The organism is Ignicoccus hospitalis KIN4/I (assembly GCF_000017945.1).
GTDB classification, from domain to species: domain Archaea; phylum Thermoproteota; class Thermoprotei_A; order Sulfolobales; family Ignicoccaceae; genus Ignicoccus; species Ignicoccus hospitalis.
Map to the genome: position 1 here is coordinate 1,273,927 of NC_009776.1, position 23,612 is coordinate 1,297,538.

The following is a 23,612-nucleotide window of genomic DNA, read 5'->3' on the forward strand; positions in this document are numbered from 1 at the left end:
GCTTTCCTTCATGAGGAACCTTGAGAGAAGTTTTGGGTACTGCCCTCACGTCGTCTTCCCAGAAAGCCCTATTGCTCGGTTCGGGAGAGCTCGGCAAAGAGGTAGTTATAGAGCTTCAGAGGCTGGGCGTGGAAGTAGTTGCAGTAGACCGTTACGACCGCGCCCCAGCTATGCACGTAGCCCATCGGAGGTACGTAATAGACATGCTAGACTACGACCAAGTGGTCGACGTGGTTCGCAGGGAGCGCCCAGACGTCATAATACCCGAAGTGGAGGCGATTAACACGGACGCCCTCGTGGACTTGGAAAAGGAAGGTTACTTCGTAGTCCCTAACGCGAGGGCGGTAAAGATAACCATGAACCGGATTGAGCTGAGGAGGCTAGCGGCAGAAAAGGTAGGGGTTCCCACCACTCGTTACGCGTTCGCCCACAACGAAGACGAGGCCGCAGAAGCTTGCGAGAAAGTCGGCTACCCGTGCTTGATAAAGCCCGAGATGAGCTCCTCCGGCCACGGACACACCTTAGCCTCTTCGCCGGAGGAGGCCCGGGAGGGATTTAAGAGGGCCTTGAAGGAGGCCCGGGGCAAGAGCGAGAGGGCCATAGTAGAAGAGTTCGTTGAAATAGATAGGGAACTCACCGCCCTAACGTACAGGCACGACACGGGTAATGGAATAGAAACAGTCCCCCTTCCCCCAGTAGAACACAAGAGGCCCAAGGGCATCTACTACTATTACGAGTCTTGGCACCCCGCTACCGTCAACGACGAAGTGGTGAAGAAGGCTAAGGACATAGCAGTAAAGGTGGTAAACGAGTTAGGGGGCTTAGGCATCTTCGGGGTTGAGATATTAGTTACCAAGGACGGGAGGGTACTGTTCAGCGAGGTCTCTCCCCGCCCTCACGACACCGGCCTGGTCACCTTAGCTAGCATGGAGCTGAGTGAGTTCGCAATTCACGCCCGCGCGGTCCTCGGCCTCCCCGTCCCTGAGCCCAAGTTACTAACTCCCGCGGCCTCTCGAGTGGTGCTGGCAGAGGAGGCCTTGGAGCCCCCCTGCTTGAAGGGGGTCGGCGAAGCGCTTAAGGTGAAGGGCGTCCAGCTGAGGTGGTTCGCCAAGCCGCGCAGTTACAAGGAGAGGAGGATGGGAGTGTTACTAGCGACCGGCTCCACGGTGGAGGAGGCGTTGGAGAGGGTTAGGAGGGCCGCCGGGTTCCTAAAAGTGGTTAAGTGTTAAGGTCCTCCTTTTGGGTTATGAAGTTCACCCTTCGCTCGACTTCTTATGGAACCTCGCGTATATCATTGCGTGGTCTTTGTCGAAGGGGTCTAAGTGCACTATGTCTAGGATCTCGAAGCCCCTGGACTTCAGCACTCCTATCTCCCTCTTGAACACCTCCTCCGGGCTCTTGGTGACGTCAACGCTTCTGGCCTTTATTGCCATTAACATGTAGCCTCCATCCTTTAGGAAGAAGTCCGCGTTATCGGCGACTATCTCCGCTTGGTTGGGCTGGGCCACGTCCGCGTACAGGCCGTCGACCAGCTCCGCCAAGTGACGGTACTCGCGCGGCTTCCTCGCGTCGCCCAGTATGGGGAAGATGTTCTTCCTTATTTCGGCCAAGTTTACGAACTCCCTCATAACTCTAGGAGCGAACTCTACGCCGTAGAGCCTTCCCTCTTCACCTATAATGTCGGAGATGTGGCTGGGAGTAGTTCCGGTCGCGGCCCCTAGGTAGAGTATGGAGTCGCCGGGCTTTATCGGAAGCTCTTCCAATCCCTTGACCAAAGCGGCTGCTAACTTTGAACGCTGGACGTTCCACTCGCGGTACTCCTCGCCTTGCCACTGGAAGAGCTTCTCGCCGTAGACTCTGTGCCCGGGCGTCAAGTTCTTAGTCGCCAAGCGCACGCTGCCATCCTCCAGCTCTACGACGTACACATTCTTGTATTGAGGGTGTTCGTAAACGTTAACGACCTCTATTGGCATGCCCTTTCTGGCCCCCGCGGAGCTGCCCTCTATGGTATAAAAACTGCGAGGGCTCTCGAGAGGAGCTCGAGAGATAGGCGTCGTAGGGGAACGGCAAGGCTTGGAGGCTGAGCAAATGCGCGAGGAACGCGTGGTGGGGCCGCGGGGATTTGAACCCCGGACTACCGCCGTGTGAGGGCGGCGTCCTTCCGGGCTAGACGACGGCCCCGAACCCCGGTCTGCCAGGACCGGGTACCCTTTTAAAGTTTTGCGTTATGTTAATACGCCTTCCCTCAAGGTGAGCACTAGGAGATGAAGGGCTTGAAGTGGAGTTTGGTGTTCCTCCTAGTATTCTCAGCGGTTTTAAACGCCGCCACGACGGTTAGCGTCTACTGGCTGGACGAGAAGAACAACGTAATGACCTTCGTAGACGGGTCGAAGGGCTACTACTCGCTCAAGTTATGTGTCGTGAGCTCCTCGGACGTCAGCGTCCACTTAACCTTAAGGGGCGACGCCTTCGGGGCCCCGAAGTATTACGAAGCCATCTTGAAGACCCAACGCGGCAAGGCTTGTAAGGACGTCTTACTCTACTTCGGCGAGAGGCCGAGCACGACTGAGAGGTCCTACGACGTGGTTATAAATGCCAACAACGTGAACGGAATATATGCCGACGTAGAGGTGAACGGAGTAAAACTCGAGAGGCTTGGCTACCTAAGGGTTCTGAGGCTCGGAGGTTCCGAGCTGACGCGCTGTCTGAAGGTCAACTCCAACGTTACGTACCCCTTCATCGGGGAGCACGTGAAGTTAGCGGTCTCCAACTCTTGTGGAACCCCGTTGGACGTCACCGTTAAGGTCGACGTTGAGAACTTCGCCGACTTCGACCTCGCTAGCTTCGTCCTAGCGTCCAACGAGAAGAGGGAGATAAACGTCACGGTTCCCAAACTCGTGGCAGTAAACTTGCTGGGCCCCTTGGGCGGGCCGGCCGTAGCCGTCCGAGGTCTCTACGTCTCCATCAACGGGACTGCACTGTATTACGTCCCAGTGTACGACTACTTCACCTACTACGTTAAGCAGAACGTCAAGTCAGAATGGCGCTCCGGGGGCAGAGCGCTAAAGGCCGTTGGGCCCGGAGAGGTGGTCACGGGCTGTGCGTCGTTGCCGGAAGTGGTGCCCAGAACTGAGGTTCCCCCGCTGGAAGCCTCCTTAAAGGTTGTGGAGGACTTGAGTTTCGCCCCGGACGAGGTAGTAGCGAAAAAGAACTTTGTAATAGATAAGTTGCCGTTCAAAGAGTGTGTGAGCTTCGTTACCGAAAAGAGGTGGAACACTAAGGGTTACAAACTAGTCTTGGAAGTCTCAGAGGACGTCGAGGTTATGAGAGGAAAAGTCCCGTTGAGGGTGAGCGTCGAACTAAGCCCGGAGCTCGCCGTACGCTAATTTTTAAACGCGTCTCGTTTTTACTAGCCTGCAATGAAGATATACTACGAGACCTACGGCTGCGCAGTGATGCTCGGCGAAGCCGAGAGGGTGCTAGAGGAGCTGAAGAGCAAAGGATACGAAGTTGTAGGGAGGCCCGAGGAGGCGGACGCGTCCATAATATTTACTTGCACAGTGAGGTCAGAAACCGAACAGAGGATGGCATGGCGCATAAAGGAGCTTTGCAAGGCTAGCAAGAAGTTGATCGTGACTGGCTGCCTCGCCAGCGCCCAACCGGGACTAGTGAAGATGGTCTGTCCCAGGGCGTCCATCGTCTCTAACTCTTCGTTACACGAAATTGAGCTTGCCTTAAAGGGGGAGAAGAAGTACCTACTCAAGGGGCAGAGGCCCAGGGACTGGCTCAAGGGCGTAACGCCCGGCGGCTTTAGGGTAGTAATCCCCATCGCCGACGGCTGCTTGGGCAATTGTACTTTCTGTATAACCAAAGTGGCCAGGCCGCGGCTTGTAAGCCAAAGGCCAGACTCCATAATCGAATACGCGCTCAAGGGCGTCAAGAGGGGCGCCAAGGAGATCTGGTTGACGGCGCCGGACGTAGCGGCCTACGGCAAGGAGATCGGTTTAGAATTGCCAGATCTGTTAGAGAAATTGTTGAAAGTCTTGCCGGAAAATGTATACGTCAGGGTAGGCATGATGAGTCCAGACACCTTTCGCGAGGTAATGGATAGAACTATAGACGTCATGAGGGATCCAAGAGTCTTCAAGTTCTTTCACTTACCGCTCCAGAGCGCCAGCGACAAGGTGTTGAGGTTAATGGGAAGGAGGTATACGTACTCGGAGTTTGTAGAGATAGTCAACAAGGTGAGAAAGGCCTTCAACGACCCCACTATAGCCACTGACGTCATGGTCGGCTTCCCCGGCGAGGAAGAGGACGATTTCGAGTTGACGCTTAAGGCGTTGAGGGAGTTGGCCTTCGAGAGGGTTCACCTAGCCGCCTATACTCCGAGGCCCCTAACCTTGGGGGCCCGGATGCCCCAAGTAAGGGAGGACGTTAAGTCCAGGCGCGTTAAGAGGGCCATGAACGTGATAGAGGCCGTAGGCGTTGAGGTTCACAAGAGGTACGTCGGCGGGAAGTTTAAGGCATTTGTGGACGAGTACGACCAGAAGCACGGGACCTTTGTGGCGAGGCTCTGGAACTACACGCCGGTGGTCCTAAGGGAGGAGAGCTCCTTAGGGGAAGAGATAGTAGTTAAAATTGAAGGCGCCACGTTCTACGACCTAAGGGGTACCGTTTGGTCAGTAAGCTAGCGGCTTGGGCGATAGCGCATTTCATAGTGGTAGCATTCATAATAGTTCACGTTACGTGTCGGACGAACGCGTACGTACTCAGAACACACTTGTTAGAGTTAGCCCCGCTCGCGCTCCTATCTCTCCTCATTCCGAGACGATATAAGGACTACTATTTCGTATTCCTGCTCTACTACTTCTTAACGACCTCATTAACATTCAATAATTGGATCGTCGCTCTGCCGAACTACATGGCGAGAGAAAACGTAGTGTGGGGCCTTACTGCGCTCGCGTTTGCGTTCATATCTCTCGTTTTCGGTAGGAGCTTAAGAAAGGCGCTTATGTTGGGCTCCTTCCTCTCGGGCGTAGCTTACTACTTTATCAAGGACGGTTTGTTATTAGTATTACACTTATCGTTCGCGCTTTCTTTTATCATAGCGCTCTTTGCTGACCTCCACTTTATTGTCTGGTCGGTTAATTATATCACCTACGCGCTCAGACGCCTCCAGGGAACTGTATGATAGAACTCCTCTTCGCGTTGGCGTGTAGCAACGTCAGCGTCGGCGCAAGTCTCCCTTCTCCCTTCGTACAAGCGGTTCTGAAGGACTACTCCAACTATACTTTAGTGATATACGGCATTGATGAAGGCATTCCTTGTATTAAGTTGAGGACGTTCCTCAGCGACCTCTCAGAGCTATACGGCTTCAAAGTTGTTTGGGTTTCCGTGAGCAAAGGAGTGCCGAAAAACGCGACGGCAGTAAGTGTAGCCGAGGACTTCGGCTTACCTTACGTCCCGATAACGGGGGTTTACTGCGGGAGAAAGTTGGTTGCGGTCGTAGTGGGGGACGTAGAGAACTCGACGTTCTGGTTGGAGGAGGTCATGAAGTGTACGAACGTGACTAGGGTTTACGAAGGTCAGAAGCTCTTGGGCACGTGGAGGCCCTCCGCCCGCGCGCTTAACGGCCCCGTCCTCATCTTGGCTTTGGTGGACTCCCTAAACCCCGTGGGACTCATGGTCTTCACGTTCTATATCCTGGCTTGCAAGAACGTGAAGAAGAGGTGTTCTTGGGACGCCTTGGCGTTCGTCGTTGCCTATACGTTTACACACGTCGCGCTCGGCGTCGCGCTCTCCCTCGTGCCGGCCTCGCCGTATTACCCCGTCATAGGGGCGATCGTGAGCTTAATGGTAATAGTATCTTCAATTAAACCGAACAAGAAGATAAGGTCGTTGACCGCTTGGGCGTCGTCAACGCTCAACTCTCTAGTCCTCAAGAGGGCTTCGCCGGCAGTCTTAGGCCTTCTGGCCGGGAGCGTGGGGACCTCGCCTTGCGTGCTGGGAGCCTTCTTGAGCGCGGCCTCTCTAATAGGCAACAACTTGATTATGTGGGGTGCATACGCGATGATATATGCCGCCGCGCCGACGGTGATATTCATCATAGTTAACCGGGGTAAAGTTGTAGATCCCAGGAAAGTGGTACTCCCGTTGGCCACAATATCGTTGCTAATATCGGTCTACCTCGCAGCGGTCAACTTGGGTTTCGTTAGCTTTACCTTAACGCTACGCTAAGACCTCGGGGACCTCTTCCTTTAGCAGCTCCTTCACCGCCCTAGCGACGCCCCTTATTTCCCACTGGGCCTTAGGGTGGTCCCTCAGCTCTATTATGTGGAGCCACTCCCTCAAGTTAGCGGTAACCAACATTGACGTCCTTATAGCTTGAGGGAGCAAGAAGCGACAGTCCTCCATGGGAGCGGAGGAGCGACACAAGGCGTAGGAGTAGAGGGAGTGCATCATTGAGAGTACGGCAGTCGCCCTCTCTACGCTCTCCGGTATAACGAACAGCTCTCCTACTATCTCCTCTAACTTTTTAGACAATTCTTTACAGCCTATACCTCTTTCTTCTAAATCCTTTATAATTAACCTCTCTTCAAACTCACTTAAGTCTTGCGAACTCGCGTTTAATACCTTAATTATTTCGTCCCACCCCAACTCTTTTCCGAAAGCTTTTTTGAAGGCTTTCAATATCCTGACTTCCGAGTAGCGCTGGCTCTCTTGGGTCACGCTCAGCAGCCGGTGGCGCACTAGCTGGTGAGAGCAAACCCTGGAACACCCCTCAATGAAAAACGTGAAGACCGAATGTTCCAACACGCTCGGGAAGGAGTCCTTCGCCTCCTTGAGCCAGTTGCTCCAACCCTCTTTCCACTCGCTCTTAAGGTAGTATTCAATACCCTTCTCTTGAGCCTTCCCCGTAGAGACCTTCACGGCCAACAGAGGTAGCCTCCTCGGATCGTCGAAGTTCTTAGCGACCAAACACACAACAGTCCTCTCGTCTGAATGAGAGGCCTTACATCGGACGCGGTTTGCCATGGCTTCAGAACCCCATCCTAATTGTTATAAAGTCTTTTGAGGGTCACGGCGCCGGGGAGCACAGTGTCGTACGGCGGGATGTACGGGGTCAACGCCCAAGGGCATAAGGGCTGGATTACTGTTAGGTGTGCTATACACGCCCGCTACGCCGACGTGAGCAAGGAGCCCGTGTACAAGTGTCCTAAGTGTACTCCGAAGTACAACGTTTACTTCTGTGCCGAAGAGTACAGGGAGCTGGGCGGAAGGTGTCCCTACTGCAGGACCAAGCTCGTTCCAGTAATTTCCCTCAATGAGTGAGAGCATTGAAGAAGTTTTTATGTAACGACCACTGGAGGGTCCTCGTCCTAGAAGGGAACGACTGTAACTTAGTGGTAGTAGACGTCTATAAGAGGGGGGCGCGCGGTCAACCGATAATCCAAGGACCTCCGGACCTCCTCTCCGAAAGGCTCGAAGGCGCAGAGGTCCAAGCGATTATGGGAGAAGCCATCTTTGTTAAGTTCTGTGTCGAAAAAGTGGGGAGGCCGGAGGAGTATTTCTTGAAGGCCCGCGAGCTCCTAGGTCTTGAAGCCCCTCAGCCAGTATGCGTCGAGGAAGAGCCTTGATTTGTGAGGTCTTAGCGGCCGCGGCACTGGTGACGGCGCTCGTAGCGCTCTACAAGGCTAACGACGTTGAGATAGAGGTAATAGAAAAGAAACTTGCCAAGAAGAGGGCCAAGAAGATAAGGAGGTACGTTTTAGTGCTCGTGTTATCCGAGAGACCTGAGGAGGTTGAGGAGGGCTGCGTGGAGGGCGCAGTGATAGAGTCGTTAAAGAGGGCCTATGGGACCATCGGCTTGGCTCTGACCGACCCCAAGTTGGCTTACTTCGACCCGGACCTCAAGGTGGCCATATTTAGGACGACTCTAGAAGGGGTCAAACTACTCTCCTCGTCCCTCTTGTACGTGGAAGAGGCGTGTGGAACTAAAGTAAACTTGATCTCACTCAGAGCCTTCGGGACCCTCGCCAGCGCCCGGGAGAAACTCCCTAAACTTGGAAAGTATGTCAAAAACCTCTAGGAGGGACTCCACCTCATTCAAGCCCTTTTGCGTGAGCTCCACCACTACTCTGGGCCTCCCTTCCCCTAACTCCTTCTTTATATTGACCAGCCCCTCCTTCCTCAGCTTCTCCAAGTGCGACCACGCGTTGCCCGGCGTGAGCCCCAAGTCCTCGTAAAGTTCCTTAAAGGTCACCGACCCCCTGCTGAGCAAGTATACCATTATAGCTATTTTCGTCAAGTTCAGCTTCTTATTTACTAATTCCCTTATTATGTCCATATCCTTTATTCTCGACACATTTTTCAGCCTCCTCTAAGTTTATCAACACTTCGAAGAGGGTACTCACGCTGTACGAGATAGAAAGAGTAACCGGAATTACAATGGGGTTGGTGGCTACGCTCAACATGCTCAAGCTTGCCAAAACTACCCCGCTTACTGCCTTTTCCCGCCTCATCATAAGTATTTTGATGAGCGAGATCAAGAAGAAGGGGATCGCCATAGTGGCGTAGGGTAGGCCGGGCCAAACGGGCGCCGCCAGCGTAACCGCCGCCATCACGGGGAACAACAAGAAGTCCGGCGCCCGCGAGTCGCCCTCCCTGAGGCTAGCGATCTTAAATGTATACTTAAACGTCTTCTTAAACGTGTAAAACATAATTATGCTAAAGAATAACAACAACGTCATGAGTAATGCAGAGCCAACCTTGTAGTCCGAAACGAAAACGCTTGGGAAGAGCGCAGCGGTAAGGGCCGTCAGGGTTCCCCCTAAAGACAGCGTCAAGGAACTGAGGGCCTTAGCCAAGTAGGAGTTTCGACACGAGCTTATGTCTCTGAGTATCTCTGCGACCCTCTCTAGCGCCTTCAGCCCCTCGTCGTCACTCAAGCCAACAGCCTCCGTAGAGGCCCCAGCGGCGCCGAGTATTCAAGGATAGCCCTCCCGAGCTTGGCGAAGGCTGCCATAACCTTGTCGACGAGTGTGGCGGGCACATCTATGTTCCTAGACCTCATGAAGTAGGCAGAGGTGACCCCTGCCGCGTAAGCCACTGAAGTGAGCGGCTCCCCTAGCTTGTTCATTGAAACAGCGTAGGCCACGAAGGGGGAGATCGCCGCCATGATTTCCCTCCGGCGCCGGGGGTCTAAGGCCGTATGCACTCTGATCGCAGTATAAGCCGCGAGGATCACCAGCATGGTGACGTAAACGTAAGCCGCCTCCTTCCCGAGAACCTTTGCCAACAGTCGCGCCGTGAGGGGAAGCTTCGACACCTCCCCGCTGACCGCGTACTCTTGAAGAAGCAACCAGTGGGGTAAGATCAAGTTTTTGAGTATGTTAATGAACGCGAAGGCCCAAGCGACAATTATGATGACTATTGATATTAGTTTATTTAGTACAGCGAGTTTGCCCTTTAGAGACGGGGGTTTTGTCATTAAACCTATGATATACATAGTGAGGGGGCCCATTAAGGCCTCTGCCGTTGCCGCCAAGGCCGCCAAGGCGGGCCAGGCGAACAAGTACCTAACGAAGCAACCCCGCTCGCTCCCGCAACCCTCTACCAAGAGGGCGCGCGCCTTTGTTGGCGAAAGCACAACTAACAACGTCTTAATCCCTTCCTTAACGTTTTGGAAGAACGCCAACACTCCCAACGCCATTGAGACAACGAAGGCTCCCACGAAGGTAAGTGGGCCCGGCACGAATGCTATCCAGAACAGCGCCACCCCGCTTAGGACGGCAAGCCGCGCCCCCTTGCTGAGCCCCTCTAGCCACGCCCTAAGCCCGGCGAAGTACAAGTAGTCGAAGAAGAGAACTAGAGGTATAAACATAAGGAACGACGTTTCTATTATAATACCTGATACCAAGGCTTCCACGCTCAGCTGCGAGCACAAATCTTCACAGCGGCCGAAGCCGCTCGGCTCCCGGATTCCTCTTCATAGTCCCAAGCACTCTTTTGTCTCCTTTATTATTCTTTCCGCAAGCTCTTGGGTTACCAAGTCTTCGGGCGTAAGGTCGCCTCGTGGGAATATCAACTCGACGCACTCCTTGGGTGCCCTTTCAAAGGGAGCCTTTCCCCTCTTACATAAGTTCAAGGCGTGGCACGCCAACATGAACGCTTGCGCGTAGCGCCCCATAGTCATAAGTATTTCAGCAGTCCACAAGAAGTCTTCGGCTGCCTTGATCCAAGGGTCCACTCGCTCTAACACCTCCATTTGGTTGCTAACATTAGGTACCCCAAAAACTCTGATCGGAGGAGTGAGGGGTTGGGGTACCGAGGCTACGCCTTGGGCTCACAGCCGCGCTGGCTCGCCGACTTCATTAGCTCTCTCCACTTTGACAAAGATATCTGTCCCTACGTTATAGACGTGTTAATAGTGCACATCAACGAGTTGGAGAGGAAAGGTTACGTCTCATCCGAAGACGCAAAGACCTTAAAGGAGTTGCTGGAGCAGTTCGACTGTTCGGCCGACTTCGACGGCTACGAAGATATACACGAAGCCATAGAGTACTATTTAATTGAAAGGACCGGCGCCGCCAAGCAGATAAACCTCGGTAAGAGCCGAAACGACCAAGTTGCGACCGCCATAAGGTTAAGGGTCAGGGAGGAGCTTCTGGAGTCCGCGACCGCGCTGTACCACCTCTTAAAGGCTCTATACGCGAAGGCCAAACTCCACGAAGAAGTCTTCTTTCCGACGTTCACTCACCTACAGCCCGCCCAGCCGGCCAACTTCGGGCTCTTCTTAACCAACTTCGCTGAGGAAATAGTAGACAGTTTCGGACTATTGGAAGTCGCGTTAGAAATTACTGACAAGTGCCCCTTAGGGGCCGCGGCCGCCGCGGGAAGCACCGTAGACCTAGACCGCCGGAGGAGGTGTGAAGAGCTGTGTTTCAAAGACTTAGCATATAACACGCTTTACGCCACCACTTCGAGGGACTTCGCGCTAGTCTCTTTGGGAGCTCTAGCTAGCCTTTCGATACCCTTGCTCCGGTTCGTCGAAGACGTGTTCGTTTATGCCACCCCACCTTTCAGCTTGATAAGGGTTCCCTTGGACCACGCCGGAACCTCTTCGATAATGCCCCACAAGAAGAACCCGGCGACGCTGGAAGTGGTTAGGGCAGAGCTGTCAAAGCTCCTAGGCCATTACGTGTCCGCGTTCAGCATACTAAAGGGACTTACGTCCGGCTACAACCTAGACTTACAACAACTCACGCCGCTCTTGTGGCAAGCCTTCAAGACCTTTAGGAAATCAGTAATAGTGATAACAGACTTCTTGTGGAAGATGGAAGTCAACGAGGAAAGGGCGAAGGAATTCTTGAGGTACCCGCTGCTCGCGGCCGACCTCGCCGAGTACCTAGTCAAGAACAAAGGATTGACCTTCAGAGACGCTTACGCAACTGTTGCTAGGGCCTTGAAGGAGCACAACGACGACCTAGCGAGGGCCGCGGAGGGGCTCGTGGGGGACGAGTGGAAGGTAGTTGAGAAGGGAGCTTTGACCTTTAGGAAGGCTCCCGGGGCGCCCGGCAACTTAGGTCCCGTGTTCGTCAAGATAGAACGTGCTATGTCGAGGATAGCGCGCCTCGTCGTGGTCAGAGAGGAGCTACGGCAGTGTCCTAACTCTTAACTTCGCCTTTTGGCTCTGCTCCCGGTAAGAGTCTTGGCGAAGGAACTCCGACTGAGGGTCGCTGAGGCAAAACAGAGGGACGTCGGGAGAAAGATCGCTAGGATCAGTAGGAAGAATATGAGGGAGTTGGACGTAGTCACTGGAGACTTCGTCGAAGTAGAGGGTCCTAAGGGCAGCATAGTACTCCAAGTCTGGCCCGCCTACCCCCAAGACGAAGATAAGGACATAATCAGGATGGACGGCTACGCGAGGAACCAGATAGGCGTCAGCGTGGGAGATTACGTGACCGTAAGGAAGACTAAGGTAGAAGAAGCTACCAGAGTGGTGTTGGCCCCCACCGAGCCCTTGGAGTTCGGCCCCGACTTCGTCGACTACGTAAAGAGGATATTAATGGGCAAGCCCCTAATGAGGGGAGAGAAGGTACAGATACCGTTCTTCGGGAGCACCATAGAACTGATAGTCACCGCCACCCAGCCCAGCCCGAGAGTTTACGTAACTGACAAAACCGAGATCGAGATAAGCAAGAAGCCGGTCAAGGAGGAAGCCGTCAGGGGCGTGCCTAAGGTAACTTGGGAGGACATAGGCGACCTCGAGGAGGCTAAGGAAAGGCTGAGGGAGATAGTCGAGCTGCCCATGAAACACCCGGAGATCTTCAGGCATTTGGGCATCGAGCCCCCGAAGGGAGTGCTCCTCTACGGTCCCCCCGGCACCGGTAAGACCATGTTGGCCAAGGCCCTAGCCAACGAGATAGGCGCATACTTCATAGCGATAAATGGACCAGAAATAATGAGCAAGTACTACGGCGAGAGCGAGCAGAGGCTTAGGGAGATCTTCGAGGAGGCGCGCAAGAACGCTCCGAGCATAATATTCATAGACGAGATAGACGCAATTGCCCCCAAGAGGGAGGAGGTAACCGGAGAGGTCGAGAAGAGGGTCGTCGCTCAGTTGTTGACCTTGATGGACGGCCTCCAAGAGAGGGGCAGGGTTGTGGTAATAGGTGCGACCAACAGGCCGGACGCCATAGACCCCGCCCTCAGGAGGCCCGGGAGGTTTGATAGAGAAATAGAGATCCCGCCGCCGGACAAGAGGGCTAGGAAGGCCATCTTAGAAGTTCACACGAGGAACGTCCCCCTGGCCGAGGACGTAGATCTAGACCGGATAGCGGAGATGACCCACGGTTACACCGGAGCGGACTTGGCGGCGTTAGTAAAAGAGGCCGCAATGAACGCGCTGAGGAGGTTCTTCAAAGAGAAAGGAATAGACTTGACCAAGGTTGAGAAGGTGCCGGCGAGCGAACTGGAGAAGCTGAAGGTGACCTTCCGCGACTTCCTCGCCGCCATGAAGGTTGTGCAACCGACGCTCATGAGAGAGGTTTACATAGAGGTGCCAGAGGTACACTGGGAAGACATAGGCGGCCTCGAGGACGTGAAGCAACAGCTGAAGGAGGCCGTCGTCTGGCCGCTGAAGCACCCCGAGTTCTTCACCGAGATGGGCATAGAGCCGCCGAAGGGGATACTCCTCTTCGGTCCTCCCGGCACCGGTAAGACCTTGCTCGCCAAGGCGGCTGCCACGGAGAGCCAAGCGAACTTCATAGCGGTCAGGGGACCGGAGATCTTGAGCAAGTGGGTAGGCGAGAGCGAGAAGGCGATAAGGGAGATCTTCCGCAAGGCCAGGCAAGCGGCCCCGACCATAGTGTTCTTCGACGAGATAGACAGCATCGCGGCCAGGAGGGGCAAAGACGTAAGCGGCGTGATAGACAGAATAGTCAACCAGCTGCTAACCGAGATGGACGGCATAGAGCCGCTCCAGAGGGTTACGGTAATAGCCGCGACCAACAGGCCAGACCTCTTGGACCCTGCGCTGCTGAGGCCCGGGAGGTTCGACAGGCTGATCTACGTCCCGCCGCCAGATAAGAAGGCGAGGTTGGAGATATTCAAGGTCCACACCAGAAGGATGCCGCTGGCGGACGACGTGGACTTGGAGAAGTTGGCGGACATGACCCAAGGCTACACTGGCGCCGACATAGCGGCGCTCTGCAGGGAAGCGGCGTTGATCGCCTTAAGGGAGAACATGAAGCCGGTCCCAGTAACCATGAAGCACTTCGAGAGGGCGATGAAGGCGGTAAGGCCAAGCTTGAAGAGAGAAGACATACTGAGGTACGAGAGGTTGGCAGAAGAGGTGAAGAGGAGCGCTATCTAAGCTCCTCTTTTACAAGGCGGATTGTTGGGATCATCTACCTTTATTTTCAGCTTCAAGCACATTTTGGTCAACTCCGAGTAGAATATGCACTCGTGGCACGTCCGGGCCTCCTCAGGTTTCTTAAAACCTCCGGCGGGCGGTGGCGCCTCTTCCCTAACTGGCTCTCGACGCGGGGGCGCTTCTTCTGCTTCCTTCCTCGTCTCAGCGACCTCGGCCTTCTCCTCCTTCGCTCCCGCGTACTGCCGATATATCGGACACTTCTGATAGTGGTCGGAAGTACAAGGGTACTTGAGCGGCGACACCTTCTTGTTTATTAGCTTACAGAAGACGGCGAAACCCTTCTTTTCGCCATAAGGACACTTGACCGTCAACTTCGGGCCCATTAGGTATCCTTTAGCACAAATTATAAAGAGAACAGTAAGTACCGTTGAGCCTATTAACTAAAAAGTCCAGGGACGCGTGGGCTTACAACGGCGCGGAAGATTGTTAAGAGCTGACGTAGTGTCGACGATATTAGAACGGTTGAGGAAGGCCGGTTATCACATAGTCGGCTCGCACAGCGCAGTAAAGAAGTGCCACTGGACTCACGTAGCCTTGACCGAGAGGAGGTTCTGTTATAAGTGTAAGTTCTACGGCATCGCTTCCCATCGCTGTCTACAAATGACCCCGGCCGTCATATGGTGCTGGCTCCGCTGCTTGCACTGCTGGAGGGCCGAGCCCGGAGACTTGGGCCTCCAGTGGGACGACACCAAGCTCCCCACAGTGGACGACCCGGCCTTCATAGCTGAGAAGAGCATCGAGGAGCAGAGGAAGATAATCAGCGGCTACAAGGGCCATCCCAAGGTAGATCCGAAGATGTTCGAAGAAGCGATGAACCCGAAACACGTAGCCATAAGCTTATCTGGAGAACCTACGCTATACCCGAGGCTCTCAGAACTCATCGAAGAGTATTACAAGAGGGGCATGACCACGTTCTTAGTAACCCACGGCGTGAGGCCCGACGCCTTGGCTGAGCTGGACCCGGAGCCCACGCAGCTATACCTAAGCTTGGAAGCTTGGGACGAGAAGAGCTTCAAGGAGTTCAACCGTCCGGTACTGCCGGGTCTGTGGAGCGCGGTGCTTCAGAGCTTAGACATCTTGCCGAGCTTCTCCTCCCCAACAGTAATTAGAATAACCTTGGTAAAGGGCTTTAATGACCACGAGAGGGCGTTAGAGGGCTTGGCCAAGCTGGTGGAGAGGGGCTACCCGACGTACGTGGAAGTTAAGGCCTACATGAACGTGGGCTACTCTAGGTACAGGCTCACGAAGGAGAACATGCCCACCCACGCGGAGGTTAGGAGCTTCGCGGAGAGGTTGGCAGAGAAAATAGGATACGACGTCGTCGACGAACAGAGGTCCAGCAGGGTTGTCCTCTTGTCTAGAATCGGGAAGCCGATAAGGGTCGGCGAGGGCTGTCCCGGCGGGAAAGCCGGGGAGCTGCCGGAGGGTACAGAGTACGAGCTCAGCGAGCGCGTGAAATGATTTATTAGCTTCATAGAGTGCTCACCGAGGGCCCCGTGGCCTAGCCTGGACTAGGGCGCCGGCCTGCGGAGCCGGAGGTCCCGGGTTCAAATCCCGGCGGGGCCGCCACGACCAGACAATTACGAGTTGTCCGCCACACGAGGGCCCCACACACCCGCCCGCGAAGCGTGTACCGTGTTTCACATGATACATTTAAGTTGGTTGTTAGAAAGGGGTATCAAAGCCTTCTTGTAAACGAAACTTTTGTGTGCGGTAACATTATCTTTAAGGCTTTACTCGAGGAGCACAACCGTTTACAAGTCTCGAATCTGCGCTATAACCGACAGCAACGAGTTTACAAAGGGGGACTTAGAAATACAAAAATATTGATAGAGAGGTAGATGATTGAGACGTAACTCATCCTAATGAGGGAAGAGTCTCGTTGCCTACTCCCCCTTCCTTAACGTTCCGTTTTTCGTGTACAGGTTCATGCGCGGGAGCGCCGGGGCTCGAAGCTAAGGTGTAGAACTCCACTTTCCCCTTTTCTGCTATTGCTATCACTCCCCTAGACCAAGAGAGCGCCGTCGGCTTCCCTTTGAGGTCCTTCTGGACCAACGCCTCGCCGTTGAGGTCATATACCGTTAACTCGCCCTCTTGCGCAACTGCCACCTTAGAGCAGAAATCGTCGAAGGCGACGAAGGTCGGCCCGCGGGTCTCCTTTTCTATTATTTTTCCCCGTTCTATCGAGCCCACGACGAAGCCTCCTTCCTTAGAGATCGCTAGGAGCTTTCCACATGTATCAATCGACAGGACGACCTCGCCGTAGTCCCCGCTGTCCACGACGTCCCCTTTAAGCGTCAGAGAGTACAACTTGCCTTTCATGTCCCCAAAGATCACTTCGGCTCGTTCTTGGAGGGGGCTGAAAACGATTTTCAGCGCCAACGGCATCACTCCGTTCAGTCCTTTGTAACCCCAAATCAGTTCGGCTTTTTCGTTTACAATGTCTAAATGAAACATTCCTATGTTAAAGTCTGCAAGCGCTGCGAAAGGCCCAATCACGTCTATTGCACCTGTAAAGTCCTCGTCCACTTGCACAGAAGCCAGAGGCCGTAAGTTCATAGAAAGAGCGTGCACGAAGCCCTTAGTTGTAACGTAGATTATGGAACCGCTTACGTCCATTCCGTATATTTCCTCTCCTAAATCGTACTCGCCCAAGAGGGCGCCTCTTAGGTCGCTAGTGTATACCTTCCCTTGGTAAGTTGCTATGACAGAGTAACCCTTGCCTATGAATACTTTTATCGGGGTACCGTCCACCTCAACCGTCCCGAGTGAGGTCAGGTTGAGCGAGAAGGTCAACAGGCTCAAAGTCAGTAAAACCAGTAAGTGTTTCACTACTTGTGGCCTCCGTCAGTTCAAGCTACGAACTTAGTCCTAAAAAGGGCAAGCCTAACCGGTTAGTTTCCTAACTGCTATAGAAGGGCCTTTGGTGCGGCGGCCGGGATTTGAACCCGGGATCACCGGCTTGGAAGGCCGGCATCCTAGTCCAGGCTAGACGACCGCCGCCCGGGGGGCGCTTAACGGAACCTCTTATAAACTTATGGCACCAAGCGCTTCATATCCCTCGGGAAGGTGCTGGCGAGCCTCACGTTGGGTATCCCAGCTACCGGGACCATTAGCCTTTGGAGTCCCATTCCCCAACCGGCGTGCGGGGGCATCCCGTAGTCGTACCACTTTAAGTACCATTCGAAGTTAGCCGGGTTCAAGCCTCTCTTCTTTAACTCCTCCTCTAGCTCGTTCCTTCTGTGAATTCTCGTACTCCCGCTGGAGATCTCTAGGTGACGCCAGTTCAAGTCGAAGCTCTCGCTCAAGTCTACCTCCTTCCCGCCTATGACCTCCTTGCCTCCCCTCTTTGTGTAGAAAGGCCTCACGTCGGCGGGCCAGTCGGTTATGAAATAGAAGCCCCCAGAGGTCTTGCCCTCCCTTTCCAACGCCTCGCTCAACTTCCTCAGCTCGGGCGTGCCGAAGTCCTCTCCCGGCTCCACTTCCACGCCCTCAGCCTTCAATATTTCCCAAGCCTCCTTGTAGGTTATTCGAGGTATTGGGAGGTTCACCTCAGGGGGCTCGTGGCCCAATACCTCCAACCACTTCCTACCCTCATTCTTAACGCTGTCAATTACCCTCTTCACGACGTTTTCTAAGACTTTCATCACGTCGTTGTAGTCCGCGAACGCCATTTCTACGTCAACAGAAATGAACTCCGCTAGGTGGTAGGGGGTGTCGCTCTCCTCGTGACGCCACGCGGGAGCTATTTCGAAAACGTACTCCAGCGAGGAGGTCAGCAGCTCTTTGTAGAGCTGGGGGCTTTGGGCTAAGTAAGCCGTCTTGCCAAAGTAGAAGACCGGGACCAGTTGGGCCCCGCCTTCGGTTCCGGAGGCTATTATCTTAGGGGTGAACACCTCGACGAAGTTTAAACTGTACAAGTATTCTCTTATAGCCTTGGCGCTCAGTGAGACCAGCCTCAACACCGCTTGGCTCTCGGGCCTCCTGAGGTCGATCGGCCTGTTGGCCAGCCTGGTGTCGATGTGTGCGTCGACCTTGCCCGATACGTCTAAGGGCAAGGGACTCTTGGCTTCGTTTAGAACTTCTATTTCCTCCCCGCTGAGTTCCACGCCTCTTGGGGCCCTGGGGTCCCTCCTAACTACGCCGACCACCATAACTACGCTCTCCGGCGGGATCTTGCTCACTTTTTTGATTAGTTCCTTATACCTCTTCTTCTCCTCCTCGCTGACGTCCTTCGGGACCCTGAAAGTAACTTGTATCGTGCCGCTGAAGTCTCGCAGAATTAGGAAAGCTAGCTTGCCGATGCTTCTGACCGCGTGAACCCAGCCGGCCACCCTTACGCGCCGGCCTTCCATCTCAGGGGTTATCTCGGCCACGAGCAAGTCCCTGTACTTCATCTGAGCACCGCGAGGAGTGCGCCTAGCTTTTTATAAAGCGGTAACGAGCTGCTTCCCCATCACTTCAGTTAAAGCCCTCACTTTCTTCATAAGTTCCTTGAACTGCTCAAAGGTTAACTGCTGGGCTGCGTCGCTCTTCGCCTTGTCAGGCTCGGGGTGGACCTCGACTATCAGACCGTCGGCGCCGGCCGCGACTATTGCAAGCGCCAACGGCTCTACCAAGTCCCTCTTGCCGGCAGGGTGGGAGGGGTCCCCTATCACCGGCAAGTGGACCTTCTTCTTGCCTACCGGTATGGCAGCCACGTCCAAGGTGAACCTGGTGGCAGTCTCGAAGGTCCTTATGCCCCTCTCACACAGTATCACGTCGCCGTTCCCCTCCAACAAGACGTACTCGGCCGCTTGGAACCACTCCTCCACCGTGTTGCCCAGTCCCCTCTTTAAGACGACCGGCTTCTTTGCCTTGCCGACCTCTCTGAGCAGCGGGAAGTTCTGCATGTTCCGGGCCCCTATCTGGAAGGCGTCTGCCACTTCCGCCACCTTAGGGACGTCCCTAGTGTCCATGACCTCAGTGACTATGGGGAGACCCGTAACCTCTTTGGCCTTCTTTAAAAGCTTCAAGCCCTCCTCTCCGAGGCCTTGGAAGGAGTAGGGGTTAGTCCTAGGCTTGTAGGCGCCGCCCCTCAGAGCGGCTGCGCCCTCCTTCTTCACGAACTCTGCCGTAGAGAGTATTTGTTCTTCGCTCTCTACGGAGCACGGGCCGGCTATTACGGAGAAGTACTCGCCCCCGAACTTAGCGTTTCCGATGCTCACGATCGTGTCCTCTTGTTTGAACTCCCTGCTCGCCAGCGGGTACTTCGCCTTCACGTTTAGCACCAATTCAACTCCGGGCAACTTCTCCAAGCCCTCGACGAAGGTCCCGGGAGGGGTCACTATCAGAGGACGGCCGTATAAGGTGACTTCCCAGAACTTCAAGCCCTTCTCTTGTAAGACGTTCTTGACTTCCGATCCGCCCTCGCCTTGTTTAAGCACTATTATCATGCTTCCGTTCCCCCTCCCCTCCCACACCCATCCCTTTTCTTCTGATCGTCTTCCACTTCTTCCTGACTATTGGGGGAAGGGGTCGCGTGACGCTAAGCCACCTAAGCGTCTTGGGGTCGGAAGGGTAGCCGGAACCGAAGTCCCCGTAACGGGCTCTAAGCTGGCTGACGTGCCTCTCCCTCGCTTCCTTCGCCACTATCGACGCCGCTGCCGCTGCCGGACACGAGGCGTCTCCCTTCTTCATTACGATAACGTCCGGGAACACCTCGCCGAGCGCCCGCCTCTGCTTGGCGCCGTTTCCAACGATATCGACGCAGACTACGTCTATCTTTACCTTGTTTAGAGCGGTCTCCAACAGTTCTTTCATAACTTCTATAGTAAGCTCGCTCAAGTTCCTCTTGTCTATTTCTTCAGCTTTCACTTCCTTTATCAATACAAGCTTTGCAGTCTTCATTATCAAGTTGTAAAAGTACCTCCTTTTGTTAGGAGTCAACATTTTGCTTTCTTTCAAGCCCAAGCTCACCAATTTCTCTAATTGATCTTGTTCGATGGCAACCAATGCGACGAACATGCTCCCTATGACCGGTCCGCGCCCGGCCTCGTCTATCCCGGCCACTATCATCGTTCTCAAGAAAGTTAGGCAAAGAGCGTCTAACTACGTTACCCGTCGTTAAAGAAGCAACGTCAACAAACGGGTTGGGAGACCTTTTGTTTTCGCCCCTCGCGCAGAGTAGCCGGCGCCGGGCTTGCCGTGTCCGTGGCTCAAGGGTTCAACTTGTACCAGCCCGAAGCTGCCGAAGCCCTCTCCCGACGTAGTCGGTCCGCACTGTAGGAGCGAGTTCGAGTACCGCTCGTGCAACTTCTTCGTAGAGCCCCAAGACGAAAAGAAGGAGGGCCTCTTGGCCTTTCAAACCTCCACTTCAAAGGAGCAGACGTTCGAAAGCAAGTACAAGCCTTACAAGCCCATACACGCCCTTCCGGAGGAACCGGCGAGCAAGTGCCCTTACTTTAAGACTTACAGGGGCTCCGACGGCCGTTGGTATGCGGTCTGTAGGGTATTAGACCGCTTGTTAACGGTGGCCGAGGTGAGGCTTTGCAACGCCCACTGGAAGACTTGTCCCCTCTACAAGAACGGCGCGAAGCTGGTGAGCGGAGACTAGTGGTCCAGATAGTGGGGCCGCGCAAGAGCGGGAAGACAACGCTGCTTCAAGAACTAATAAAAGAGTTGAATAAATTGGGAGTAAAGCCTAAGGTAGTGAAGCAGACGAAGCATGCCCTCGAGGAGACGGACGCCGGCGACACCAAGCGCGCCTTAGAGGCCGGAGCGGAGGAGGTCTACTTAGTGTGCAGAAACGGCTTCCGCGTCCAGAAGAAGGGCAAAGTAGGCTTAGAAGAGCTCGTGTCTAGCCTCAGCGGGCTGATCATAGTTGAGGGGGGCAAGGGGGTGAAGAGGAGGGACTGGCTCTCCGTAGTAACTTGGAGGAACGAGGCCGAGAGGAAGGCCTACTGGAAGCCCTTGACCGTTTCTGAGATGGGCCCGCAAGACGATGCAAAGCTCGTCGCGTGGAAGGTAGCTCGCTTGATATTATCTAACTGGAGGGCTCGGCTGTCCTAGCCTCTTTCACCGCTCAACACTCGGCAAACTCCTCACTGCCCCGCGGCCGCTTTATAGAGCGAGTAGATTAGCAGAAGTGCGCCGAGGGCCGCAACCGCCGCGTTAGCAAGCCTCCAGTCGCTCCTAAAGGCCCTGATTCCCAAAGGACGGTCGTAGAGAGGCCAGAGGGCCCAAACGCCCCTCACCGTGAACGAGTCCAAGAATATGTGCGACGCGTAGCCGACCATGAAGTAGACGCCTCCGCGGCGGTCTATACTCCCGACTAGGAGGGAGAGCAAAAGCATGGCGAACACGTTGTGTAAGAGCTTTCTGTGCATCTTCTTTAAGTCGAGGTCTGGGACCTTGGAGCCCACCAACCCCCAAAGCGCGGCCCACAAGGGATCGGGGGAGAGGAGAGCGCTCAGCCCCGCCCCGAAGAGCGCGTGGGCGTATCCCTTCAAAACACTCTCGCCCCCACGTTGTCCGCCGTGGTTATCCTTACCTCAACGTCGCTTATCTTACTTTCCAGTTCCTCCATAATAACCCTGGACTCGGTTACGTGCACTACAGCAAAACACGCCGGGCCCATGCTGCTCAAGCCGGCCGAGCCGGCCACCTCTCTGAAGGTTCTACACACTTCTTTCGTCTTCTCGTCCTGAAGTTCTCGCTCTATTCTCTTGAACCCGACTTTCTGGAGCTCGTTTATCCCCCTTTTGAACAATTCCAAATCCTTCTCCAATATCGAAGGTATTATCATCATCAATATTATTCTTGCAGTTAAAGCGCTCTCTTCGGGCGGGATTGGGGTGTGTTTCAAGAACTCGCTTACCTCCCGGCGCTCGTCGTAAACTCCCTTGTGTGGAATGGAAATTACGAAGGCCCACTCTTCCGGGAACTCTAGGCGCAAGTAAGGAGGGGGCGTAGTTAACGAAGCTCCAGAAGGCAAGGGCCTCCTCTTGAGCTCGGCGTCGTGGCCGAAGTCCACTATGAAGCCGCCGCCCTCGAAGGCGGCCACGCCCACCCCGCTCGTGCCGCCTCTGCCCATAAAGACTGCCAACTCCCTAGAAGTCACCGGTATGCCATTTAACTCGAACAAGGCCTTAGCAGAGCTCAACAACAAGGACGTGGTCGAGCCGAAGCCGGCGTGAGGGGGCGGGGTCTCGATTACTCGCACCTTGCCTTTGAGCCCCAAGCGCTTGAGTTTGGGGACGACTTCGTCCGCCCGAGGCCCTTCGTAGGCTAGCTCGTCGTTCTCCTCAGCCACCACGACAGTCCTAGGAAACTTCAACGCCACACCGGCGCCGCCGTCCAAACGGCCCAAGTCGCCGCTCAAGTCGACCAAGGCGAAGTGCAACCTCGAGGGGGCAGAGACCTTAACCCGCAAAGGCGACGAGCCCTAAGGCCTTAGTGAAGGAAGGGGGGTTATCTCGTCAGGCTCCACAAGCCCAAACTTTATAAGTACCCTATAGCGCACAACGTCGGTGAGTGTCGTGAGCACGACCGAAGCGAACGAAGTAGTCTTGGTCTGCGAGGACAAGGGCCCCAACCAGCCGGTAGTCTGCAAGCCCAAGCAGTAAGCGTTTTTTGTTGAAGGACTTCTAAGCCCCGTCAGGGGTACGCTAGTTGAACGCGCCTCACCTCTTGGAGAAGATCTTAAGAGGGGAAAGACTCTCGAGTGAAGAGGCCTACGCCCTCGCGATGTCGATAGCAAAGAACGAGATAGATGACGTCCAGAAAGCCGGCTTCCTCGTAGCCTTGAGGTGTGGCCGAGAGCGGCCGGAGGAGCTCGAAGGCTTCGTAAGGGCTCTTCTAGACCTCGCCGTGAAGGTAGGGCCGTTTAGGGAAGCAATAGACACCGCGGGGACCGGGGGCGACAGGGCGAACCTGTTCAACGTCAGCACGGCGGCAGCTGTAACCCTAGCTGCCATGGGGTACAAGGTTGTTAAACACGGCAACCGATCCGTCACCAGCGCGGCCGGCAGCGCCGACGTGATGGAGGCGTTGGGCTACAACTTGAACCTTCCTCCGGAGAAGGCGACCGAAGTGTTCGAGAGGACGGGCTTCGTCTACTTGTTCGCCCCCCTTTACCACCCTGCGATGAAGAACGTCGCACACGTGAGAAAGAACTTGGGCATAAGGACCATATTCAACCTTGCCGGGCCGCTCTCCAACCCCGCTAGGCCGGGGTACCAACTTGTGGGAGTGAGCGAGCCTTGGATGTTAGACGTGTTCGCCAAGGCGTTGAAGAACTTAGGGGTGGAGAGGGCAGCGGTGGTACACGGACGCCCGGGCATAGACGAGGTCTCGCCCACGTCCACTACCGAGGTCTATTTCGTAGATAGGGACAAGATAAGCTACAGCGTAATAGACGTAGAGGACTTCGGCGCAAAGCCCTTAGAGAGCTTAGAACCGCTAAAAGTAAGGGACATAAAAGAGGCGAAGGAGAAGTTCTTGAGAGCTTTAAGAGGAGAGTTCCCGGAGGCAGTCTTCCTAGGAGTCAACGCGGCCATGGCGATACACGTAATAGACGGGAAGGACGTAAGCGAGGCCTACTTGGAGGTCGTCGAGACCCTCGCGAGGGGAGAGGCGATAAACAAGCTAAGAGAAATAATAGAGGCTTCGGGAGGCAATCCTACGTTCTAATCGA

Annotated in this window: 26 protein-coding genes and 3 tRNA genes; 14 read left to right on the forward strand and 15 right to left on the reverse strand. The window is 54.8% G+C overall.

All coding sequences use genetic code 11. The features are described 5' to 3' along the window. The first annotated feature begins 20 nt into the window (after positions 1-20). Complete coding sequence (purT, locus tag IGNI_RS07350) at positions 21-1,229, forward strand: formate-dependent phosphoribosylglycinamide formyltransferase (RefSeq protein ID WP_012123556.1); 1,209 nt, start codon at positions 21-23, stop codon at positions 1,227-1,229. A 24-nt stretch (positions 1,230-1,253) separates the two neighbouring features. Here the strand turns inward: purT and IGNI_RS07355 are convergent, their stop codons facing one another. Continuing rightward, on the reverse strand, positions 1,254-1,973 hold the full coding sequence (locus IGNI_RS07355; protein ID WP_012123557.1) for a fibrillarin-like rRNA/tRNA 2'-O-methyltransferase: 720 nt from the start codon (positions 1,971-1,973) through the stop codon (positions 1,254-1,256). A gap of 131 nt (positions 1,974-2,104) precedes the next feature. Further along, positions 2,105-2,181: transfer RNA gene (locus IGNI_RS07360), tRNA-Val, on the reverse strand. A 92-nt stretch (positions 2,182-2,273) separates the two neighbouring features. On the opposite strand from IGNI_RS07360, the gene IGNI_RS07365 reads away from it, so the two are divergent. The 3 genes from IGNI_RS07365 to IGNI_RS07380 all read left to right on the forward strand — a co-directional run bounded on the left by IGNI_RS07365 (position 2,274) and on the right by IGNI_RS07380 (position 6,237). Then, on the forward strand, positions 2,274-3,386 hold the full coding sequence (locus IGNI_RS07365; protein ID WP_052570417.1) for a hypothetical protein: 1,113 nt from the start codon (positions 2,274-2,276) through the stop codon (positions 3,384-3,386). A gap of 33 nt (positions 3,387-3,419) precedes the next feature. Continuing rightward, the gene (locus IGNI_RS07370) at positions 3,420-4,691 is read left to right on the forward strand and encodes a tRNA (N(6)-L-threonylcarbamoyladenosine(37)-C(2))-methylthiotransferase (RefSeq protein ID WP_012123559.1); all 1,272 of its coding nucleotides are present in this window, start codon (positions 3,420-3,422) and stop codon (positions 4,689-4,691) included. A 496-nt stretch (positions 4,692-5,187) separates the two neighbouring features. After that, on the forward strand, positions 5,188-6,237 hold the full coding sequence (locus IGNI_RS07380; RefSeq protein ID WP_012123561.1) for a hypothetical protein: 1,050 nt from the start codon (positions 5,188-5,190) through the stop codon (positions 6,235-6,237). Here IGNI_RS07380 and thyX read toward each other — a convergent pair. Further along, complete coding sequence (thyX, locus tag IGNI_RS07385) at positions 6,229-7,035, reverse strand: FAD-dependent thymidylate synthase (RefSeq protein WP_012123562.1); 807 nt, start codon at positions 7,033-7,035, stop codon at positions 6,229-6,231. The genes IGNI_RS07380 and thyX overlap by 9 nt on opposite strands. Before the next feature lie 63 nt (positions 7,036-7,098). Between thyX and IGNI_RS07390 the strand changes: the two genes are divergently transcribed. The 3 genes from IGNI_RS07390 to IGNI_RS07400 are packed head-to-tail and all read left to right on the forward strand — an operon-like array spanning position 7,099 to position 8,089. Continuing rightward, complete coding sequence (locus IGNI_RS07390; protein WP_012123563.1) at positions 7,099-7,332, forward strand: hypothetical protein; 234 nt, start codon at positions 7,099-7,101, stop codon at positions 7,330-7,332. 5 nt (positions 7,333-7,337) lie between these two features. Continuing rightward, positions 7,338-7,637: a hypothetical protein gene (locus tag IGNI_RS07395; protein WP_052570420.1), complete on the forward strand. Its 300-nt coding sequence runs from the start codon at positions 7,338-7,340 to the stop codon at positions 7,635-7,637. Next, entirely contained in the window at positions 7,634-8,089 is a 456-nt protein-coding gene (locus tag IGNI_RS07400; RefSeq protein WP_012123565.1) for an Rpp14/Pop5 family protein, read from the forward strand. Before IGNI_RS07395 ends, IGNI_RS07400 begins: the two co-directional genes overlap by 4 nt. Here IGNI_RS07400 and IGNI_RS07615 read toward each other — a convergent pair. The 4 genes from IGNI_RS07615 to IGNI_RS07415 form a co-directional block, all read right to left on the reverse strand. Beyond that, entirely contained in the window at positions 8,012-8,365 is a 354-nt protein-coding gene (locus IGNI_RS07615; RefSeq protein ID WP_202943256.1) for a transcriptional regulator, read from the reverse strand. The genes IGNI_RS07400 and IGNI_RS07615 overlap by 78 nt on opposite strands. Further along, positions 8,319-8,948: a hypothetical protein gene (locus IGNI_RS07405; RefSeq protein ID WP_012123567.1), complete on the reverse strand. Its 630-nt coding sequence runs from the start codon at positions 8,946-8,948 to the stop codon at positions 8,319-8,321. The genes IGNI_RS07615 and IGNI_RS07405 overlap by 47 nt, the downstream gene beginning before the upstream one ends. Next, positions 8,945-9,919 (reverse strand): hypothetical protein, encoded by a 975-nt coding sequence (locus IGNI_RS07410; protein ID WP_148202296.1) that lies wholly within the window; start codon positions 9,917-9,919, stop codon positions 8,945-8,947. The genes IGNI_RS07405 and IGNI_RS07410 overlap by 4 nt, the downstream gene beginning before the upstream one ends. Before the next feature lie 69 nt (positions 9,920-9,988). Next, positions 9,989-10,267: a hypothetical protein gene (locus IGNI_RS07415; RefSeq protein WP_052570422.1), complete on the reverse strand. Its 279-nt coding sequence runs from the start codon at positions 10,265-10,267 to the stop codon at positions 9,989-9,991. Positions 10,268-10,318: 51 nt separating this feature from the next. Between IGNI_RS07415 and argH the strand changes: the two genes are divergently transcribed. Both argH and IGNI_RS07425 read left to right on the forward strand, forming a co-directional pair. Continuing rightward, entirely contained in the window at positions 10,319-11,677 is a 1,359-nt protein-coding gene (gene argH / locus IGNI_RS07420; RefSeq protein ID WP_012123570.1) for an argininosuccinate lyase, read from the forward strand. 33 nt (positions 11,678-11,710) lie between these two features. Further along, entirely contained in the window at positions 11,711-13,876 is a 2,166-nt protein-coding gene (locus IGNI_RS07425) for a CDC48 family AAA ATPase (RefSeq protein WP_148202297.1), read from the forward strand. Here the strand turns inward: IGNI_RS07425 and IGNI_RS07430 are convergent. After that, positions 13,873-14,259 carry a hypothetical protein gene (locus IGNI_RS07430; RefSeq protein ID WP_012123572.1) on the reverse strand — a complete coding sequence of 129 codons (387 nt, stop codon included), beginning with the start codon at positions 14,257-14,259 and terminating at the stop codon, positions 13,873-13,875. The genes IGNI_RS07425 and IGNI_RS07430 overlap by 4 nt on opposite strands. Positions 14,260-14,359: 100 nt before the next feature. Here IGNI_RS07430 and twy1 point away from each other — a divergent pair, with 100 nt between their 5' ends. Both twy1 and IGNI_RS07440 read left to right on the forward strand, forming a co-directional pair. Continuing rightward, on the forward strand, positions 14,360-15,397 hold the full coding sequence (gene twy1 / locus IGNI_RS07435) for a 4-demethylwyosine synthase TYW1 (RefSeq protein WP_238374092.1): 1,038 nt from the start codon (positions 14,360-14,362) through the stop codon (positions 15,395-15,397). A 29-nt stretch (positions 15,398-15,426) separates the two neighbouring features. Further along, a tRNA-Arg gene (locus IGNI_RS07440) sits at positions 15,427-15,505 on the forward strand. Positions 15,506-15,793: 288 nt separating this feature from the next. Here the strand turns inward: IGNI_RS07440 and IGNI_RS07445 are convergent. The 5 genes from IGNI_RS07445 to rnhB form a co-directional block, all read right to left on the reverse strand. Beyond that, positions 15,794-16,690, reverse strand: coding sequence for a hypothetical protein (locus IGNI_RS07445; protein ID WP_187145968.1), 897 nt, complete (start codon positions 16,688-16,690; stop codon positions 15,794-15,796). 170 nt (positions 16,691-16,860) lie between these two features. Beyond that, a tRNA-Gly gene (locus tag IGNI_RS07450) sits at positions 16,861-16,939 on the reverse strand. A 32-nt stretch (positions 16,940-16,971) separates the two neighbouring features. Continuing rightward, the gene (aspS, locus tag IGNI_RS07455; protein ID WP_012123575.1) at positions 16,972-18,333 is read right to left on the reverse strand and encodes an aspartate--tRNA(Asn) ligase; all 1,362 of its coding nucleotides are present in this window, start codon (positions 18,331-18,333) and stop codon (positions 16,972-16,974) included. Between the two features lie 30 nt (positions 18,334-18,363). Next, positions 18,364-19,371, reverse strand: a complete 1,008-nt coding sequence (gene aroF / locus IGNI_RS07460; protein WP_052570591.1) for a 3-deoxy-7-phosphoheptulonate synthase — start codon at positions 19,369-19,371, stop codon at positions 18,364-18,366. Next, positions 19,355-19,993: a ribonuclease HII gene (rnhB, locus tag IGNI_RS07465; RefSeq protein ID WP_052570424.1), complete on the reverse strand. Its 639-nt coding sequence runs from the start codon at positions 19,991-19,993 to the stop codon at positions 19,355-19,357. The genes aroF and rnhB overlap by 17 nt, the downstream gene beginning before the upstream one ends. Before the next feature lie 124 nt (positions 19,994-20,117). On the opposite strand from rnhB, the gene IGNI_RS07470 reads away from it, so the two are divergent. Then, on the forward strand, positions 20,118-20,531 hold the full coding sequence (locus IGNI_RS07470) for a hypothetical protein (protein WP_012123578.1): 414 nt from the start codon (positions 20,118-20,120) through the stop codon (positions 20,529-20,531). Further along, positions 20,531-20,986: a molybdopterin-guanine dinucleotide biosynthesis protein B gene (locus tag IGNI_RS07475; RefSeq protein ID WP_012123579.1), complete on the forward strand. Its 456-nt coding sequence runs from the start codon at positions 20,531-20,533 to the stop codon at positions 20,984-20,986. The genes IGNI_RS07470 and IGNI_RS07475 overlap by 1 nt, the downstream gene beginning before the upstream one ends. 32 nt (positions 20,987-21,018) lie before the next feature. Here IGNI_RS07475 and IGNI_RS07480 read toward each other — a convergent pair whose 3' ends face one another. After that, complete coding sequence (locus IGNI_RS07480; RefSeq protein ID WP_012123580.1) at positions 21,019-21,426, reverse strand: metal-dependent hydrolase; 408 nt, start codon at positions 21,424-21,426, stop codon at positions 21,019-21,021. Next, the gene (locus tag IGNI_RS07485) at positions 21,423-22,349 is read right to left on the reverse strand and encodes a beta-ribofuranosylaminobenzene 5'-phosphate synthase family protein (RefSeq protein ID WP_012123581.1); all 927 of its coding nucleotides are present in this window, start codon (positions 22,347-22,349) and stop codon (positions 21,423-21,425) included. Before IGNI_RS07485 ends, IGNI_RS07480 begins: the two co-directional genes overlap by 4 nt. Before the next feature lie 239 nt (positions 22,350-22,588). On the opposite strand from IGNI_RS07485, the gene trpD reads away from it, so the two are divergent. After that, positions 22,589-23,608 (forward strand): anthranilate phosphoribosyltransferase, encoded by a 1,020-nt coding sequence (gene trpD / locus IGNI_RS07490; RefSeq protein WP_012123582.1) that lies wholly within the window; start codon positions 22,589-22,591, stop codon positions 23,606-23,608. The last annotated feature ends 4 nt before the right edge of the window (positions 23,609-23,612 follow it).